Here is a 1,632-nt window from a genome sequence, read left to right on the forward strand (position 1 = left end):
GCCCGGCTGCTCCCGCCCGGCACGGCCGCCGCCCGCGTCACGGCGGTGCACCGCGGCGGGTGCGACGTCGTGACGGCCGACGGCCCGCTGCGGCTGCCCGTCGACCGCTCGACCGGCGAGCCCGCGACGGGCGACTGGTGCGCCGTCGCCGACGAGCGGCTGGTCCGGCTGCTGCCGCGGCGCACGAGCCTCGTGCGGTCCTCGGTGTCCGGCCGCTCGCACGCCCAGGTGCTGGCCGCCAACGTCGACACCGTCGTCGTCGTCATCGCTCTCGACGACCGCCCGGCCCTGTCGCGGGTCGAGCGGCTGCTCACCCTGGCGTGGGAGAGCGGGGCCCGGCCCCTGCTCGCGCTGTCGAAGGCCGACCTGGTCCCCGACCCGTCCGAGGTGCTGCGGGAGGTGGCCCTCGCGGCGCCCGGCGTCGGCGTCGTGCCCCTCAGCGCGGGCACGGGCGCAGGGCTGGCGGAGCTGCGCGCCGCGCTGGTGGGCACGGTCGTGCTCATCGGCTCCTCCGGAGCGGGCAAGTCCACGCTGGCCAACGCCCTGTTGGGCACGGAGCGGTTCGCGACGGGGGACGTGCGCGCCGTCGACGGCAAGGGCCGGCACACGACCGTGCACCGCGAGCTCGCCGTCCTGGGCGACGGGCTCTGCCTCGTCGACACCCCGGGCCTGCGCAGCGTGGGCGTGGCCGGCGGGGAGGACGGTCTCGACCGGGCCTTCGCCGACCTCGACGCGCTCGCGGCCCGCTGCCGGTTCGCCGACTGCGGCCACCGCTCGGAACCCGGCTGCGCGGTGCTGGCGGCCATCGACGCGGGGACGCTGACCGCTCGCCGCCTCGACAGCTACCGCGCGCTGGTCCGCGAGCAGGAGCACTTCGCGGCGCGCACCGACGCCCGGCTGCGCAGCGAGCGCCTGCGGGCGTGGAAGGCGGTCGCGAAGCAGCAGCGCGCGCACCGGCCCCGGCCGTAGCCGCGGGGCCGCGGCGAGGGGAGGGCGGCCGTCACGGTCCGGGGTGAGGCGGGACCGGCTCGTCGGGCAGGCAGGTCGGCCACCAGGCGGCGGCCCACGTCAGCCAGGAGTCGTGGCCCGCGGGCGGTGGGTCGAGCTCGCCGCCGGTGAGCTCGTCGGCGGTGGGCACCTCGAACCCGGCGCGCCACCCGTCGAGGTCGGCGTCCGTCATCGCGAAGGTGGTGCCGGCGTCGGTGCGGGCGCGCGCCCGCACGCGGCGCCGCTGCTCGTCCGCCGCCACGGGCAGGTACACGAGCTCGCTCGCCGCCCCGACGGAGGCGGCCAGCGCCCGCAGCGCCGTCCGCTCCTCGCGGGCCCACACCCCGAAGTCGAGCACGACGTCGACGCCGAGGCGCAGCGCGGACAGCGCGAGCCAGACGAGCCGGCCCTCGACGACGGTGCGCCGGCCCTCGGGCTGGTGCTGCCCGAACAGCGGGATCATCCACTCGTCCGGGGTGAGGCGCAGCGCGCCCCGCGCCGCGGCCAGCTCCCGCGCCCGGCGGGTCTTCCCCGCGGCGGGGAGGCCGACCATGACGTGCATCCGCGGCGTCGCGCGCCCCGCCGTGCTGGTCACAGGGGCAGGGTAGGACGGCCGTCGACCGCCCTCCGTCCCGTCCCGTCAGC

At 78.8% G+C, this 1,632-nt stretch carries 2 protein-coding genes; one reads left to right on the forward strand and one right to left on the reverse strand.

What is annotated here, in order from left to right:
- Window positions 1-969: ribosome small subunit-dependent GTPase A (gene rsgA, locus GTR02_RS21635; protein WP_205709802.1), on the forward strand; the 969-nt coding region annotated here is incomplete at its 5' end.
- Window positions 970-1,000: 31 nt separating this feature from the next.
- Here rsgA and GTR02_RS21640 read toward each other — a convergent pair.
- Window positions 1,001-1,549 carry a P-loop nucleotide/nucleoside kinase family protein gene (locus GTR02_RS21640; protein WP_166609527.1) on the reverse strand — a complete coding sequence of 183 codons (549 nt, stop codon included), beginning with the start codon at window positions 1,547-1,549 and terminating at the stop codon, window positions 1,001-1,003.
- Between the last annotated feature and the right edge of the window lie 83 nt (window positions 1,550-1,632).

This window comes from Kineococcus siccus, assembly GCF_009906795.1.
Classification (GTDB): Bacteria; Actinomycetota; Actinomycetes; order Actinomycetales; family Kineococcaceae; genus Kineococcus; species Kineococcus siccus.